Source organism: Rhizobium sp. WW_1, from assembly GCF_003610155.1.
GTDB lineage: Bacteria > Pseudomonadota > Alphaproteobacteria > Rhizobiales > Rhizobiaceae > Rhizobium > Rhizobium tropici_A.
Genome location: NZ_RAIN01000052.1, coordinates 1 through 3,053, shown reverse-complemented (window position 1 = coordinate 3,053; position 3,053 = coordinate 1). Strand labels below are relative to the sequence as shown.

2 protein-coding genes and 1 pseudogene are annotated in these 3,053 nt (G+C 57.7%); all 3 read left to right on the top strand.

The window, feature by feature from the left end:
- The first annotated feature begins 145 nt into the window (after positions 1 to 145).
- Positions 146 to 1,009: a site-specific integrase gene (locus tag BJ928_RS38325; protein ID WP_047637198.1), complete on the top strand. Its 864-nt coding sequence runs from the start codon at positions 146 to 148 to the stop codon at positions 1,007 to 1,009.
- A 4-nt stretch (positions 1,010 to 1,013) separates the two neighbouring features.
- On the top strand, positions 1,014 to 2,201 hold the full coding sequence (locus BJ928_RS38320; RefSeq protein ID WP_120296873.1) for an IS91 family transposase: 1,188 nt from the start codon (positions 1,014 to 1,016) through the stop codon (positions 2,199 to 2,201).
- Positions 2,202 to 2,600: 399 nt separating this feature from the next.
- A pseudogene (locus BJ928_RS38315) lies at positions 2,601 to 3,053 on the top strand (transposase); the annotation flags it as partial.

Genomic DNA, 3,053 nt, shown 5'->3' with positions numbered 1-3,053 from the left:
GGCTAGAGCGCGTCCATTGAACGCGGAATCGGATTGAGGATTGAACTAAGCCGCTGATCGCGGCGATTTGTGGCGGCCTTTGAGGAGAGCGCCCTGACTGAGAGGATGGTTGTGTTGCAACCCACCCTTCAGACAGGAGGCCCCGATGGCTGAGATAAGCCCTCTTCGCCGCCGGATGATTGAGGACATGACGGTCCGCAATTTGTCCCCGGCAACCCAGCGATCCTATATCAACGCAGTCCAGAAGTTCAGCCGCTATTTCGGCCGATCACCCGATCGGCTTGGTCCTGCGGATATCCACACCTTTCAGGTCCACCTTGTTTCAACCGGGATATCGTGGGTTTCGTTAAACCAGATCGTATGTGCCCTTCGATTTTTCTATGGGATCACGCTTGGCCAGGACGATATCCCGGATCGGATCCCCTATGCGCGCGAACCACGCAAGCTCCCTATTGTTCTGTCGGCGGACGAGGTGGCTCAATTTCTTGAGGCGGTCTCCAGTCTGAAGGCGCGTGTTGCGTTGACCACGGCCTATGCCGCAGGTCTGAGAATCGGTGAGGTCTGTGGACTGGAAGTCGAGGATATCGACAGCTCGCGGATGGTGATCCATGTCCGGCATGGCAAAGGCGCCAAAGCCCGTTACGTCATGCTATCAAACGAACTCTTAGGCATCCTGCGCCGCTATTGGCGCATCTCACGTCCCACCATGTTCCTGTTTCCAGGACGTGATGCCGATAAGCCGATCGAGCCGACCGTTTTGAATGCTGCCTGTCGGTCGGCGGTCGCGGCAGCCGGCCTTTCAAAGCGCGTCACCGTCCATACGCTGCGGCACTCCTTTGCAACTCACCTGCTGGAGAATGGCACCGATATCCGGATCATCCAGGTCCTGCTGGGGCATGCCCACCTATCCAGCACGGCGCATTATACACAGGTTTCCACCGATACGATCCGATCGACAGCCAGCCCACTTGATCGGCTGCAACTTGAAGTAACGCCGCCGGAACCGTAGTCGAGTGCGTCCGACCTTTGAGGTTGCGGACATCTTTCGGCGACACGGGGGCTCTTACAGACGAGAGAACGCCGGTCATCTAGGCCACAGCGAACGGCGCGTCATGGGAGCGATAGAAGCGTGCCGGACGCCCCGACTTGGTGGTCATGTCGATGCCTGCGATCAGTGTGGCAGGACCCGCATCTCCTATAATTCCTGCCGTAATCGTCACTGCCCAAAGTGCCAGGGAGCTACACGTAAGGAATGGGTCGACGCCCGTATCGCTGATCTCTTGCCGGTGCCGTATTTCCATGTGGTCTTCACGCTACCAAGCGCCATCGCTGAGATCGCCTTCCAGAACAAGGCGGTGGTCTATGGATTGTTGATGCGGATCTCGGCTGAGACGCTGCAGACCATCGCAGCTAACCCCAAATGGCTTGGCGCAGAGATCGGTGTAACTGCTGTGCTTCACACCTGGGGCCAAGCCATGACCCACCATCCCCATGTTCATTGTGTCGTACCGGGTGGAGGGCTCTCACCCGATCGAACAAGGTGGATCAATTGCCGATCTGGCTTCTTTCTACCCGTCCGCGTGCTGTCACGTCTGTTCCGGCGGCTTTTCCTGACAGCTCTGGCTGAAGCCTTTGCCAAAAGCGAGCTGCAATTCTTCAACGACCTCGCTCATCTCAACGATGACAAAACATTCGCCCGCCATCTTGCCTGCGCTCGCAGCATTGAATGGGTTGTCTATTCGAAGCCGCCATTCGGCGGTCCAGATCAGGTGCTCGCCTATCTCGGCCGCTACACCCATCGTGTCGCCATCGCAAACAGCCGCATCGTTCATGCCGATAGCGACCATGTCGCCTTTCGATGGAAGGATTATCGTGGCAACAGTCGCGACCGTCAGAAGATCATGCGTCTTCATCCCCACGAGTTTATCCGACGATTTCTCCTCCATGTGCTTCCAGACGGCTTCCACCGCATGCGCCATTTCGGCTTTCTCGCCAATTGTCATCGGCGGGATCGTATCGGTGTTTGTAGAAGCCTCCTTGGCCAACTATCGCCAATAAGCGGGCAATCCAATTCGGCCAAACCGCAGCACGCACAGGCCCACGAATGCCCCGACTGCCGGTGGCCCATGCGTCGAACTAACTTCACCGTACCGCCTGTAGCGCCACCGCGACCATCATCCTTCCGGTGCGATACATCGTGATGCCCGACAACAATCGGTCTCTCAGAGTATTCCCAGTCGTCCAGCGCGTCGCCAGCGAGCGATATTACTCGCCCTCTGCCAGCTTAAAAATCTGCGGATCCCTTCCAATATCGCAGCAAAGTCAGCGAAGACCTCGCCAAACCGCCCTTGAAAGCCTCGTCCCTGGCTCAGTATTACCCGCAAAGCACTCGGCACGAGATGCGGCGCACTTCATCTCCGGCGGGTTGGCTCTCAATTCCCCATAGCGGCGTCAAACAACCCGCGTCTTAGTTCAATCCGGCTTACATGAGGTCGCCCGAAGTCGCCGCACTGCCCATGCGACCTCAAATAACCCTCCAGATTCCGTTGTTGGTTGATTTCTGATTCCATTGTCCGACTGGTGATTTGGTCGGAGGCAATATGACCCGCGCTTTCAGCGATGATCTTCGCAGCCGCGTTCTGGCGGCGTCACATGATGGAATGTCGGCGCGATCGGCGGCGGCCCGGTTTGGGATCGGTGTGTCAACGGCCATCGCCTGGATTGCCAGCGCGCGGCAGGGCCAAATGACGCCGGCGAAGCAAGGACGGCGCGGCGGCTCACGCCTGGATGTCCACGAGGATTTTATCGTGGGTATGATCGAAGAGGAAAAAGACATCACCCTCAACGAGATGGTTCTGAGGTTGGCCGAAGAGAGGACAGTTTCCATCGGTCGCAGCGGTCTCGATGTCTGGCTGCGCAAGCGCGGCTGGACGTTCAAAAAAAGACCGCACATGCACTGGAGCAAGAACGCCCCGATCTCTTGAAGCGCCGTCGGGACTGGTTCGAGGGTCAACTCGATCTCGATCCCAACCGGCTTGTCTTCATCGATGAGA